Source organism: Leucobacter sp. G161 (genome assembly GCF_001482305.1).
Classification (GTDB): Bacteria; Actinomycetota; Actinomycetes; order Actinomycetales; family Microbacteriaceae; genus Leucobacter.
On sequence record NZ_LOHP01000009.1, the window covers coordinates 1 to 342 of the forward strand.

Consider the following 342-nt stretch of genomic DNA (forward strand, 5'->3'; position numbering starts at 1 on the left):
CACCGCATTACCGTTCTGGAAGGGAACCGCATACCCCTTCCCAACAGGGAACCCCGGCCCTGCGGGCCAGCCCCAAGGACCTGTCGGACCGCCCGACTTCTCATACGCTGTACGGTACGCATCTGGGCTAAACGCCAACGGCTTGCCATACGGCCCGTAGTACACAGTCTGCCGCGCAAACACCTGATAACTGCCCTGACCGTCAATCACGACGGTGTCCTGAACCGGGAACCCAGTCGCTCCCGTCGGGCCACCGCTCGCAACCCACTTGTCAAACGTCCCAGTCTGCATGAAAGCTGCAACCCCGGTCGTTGAGGAGTACACCGCATTACCGTTCTGGAA

1 protein-coding gene is annotated in these 342 nt (G+C 61.1%); it reads right to left on the reverse strand.

Features of this window, described 5'->3' with window-relative positions; genetic code table 11:
* Positions 1-342 (reverse strand): LGFP repeat-containing protein (locus AUL38_RS00980; RefSeq protein WP_201023652.1); only part of this gene is annotated, 342 nt, incomplete at both ends.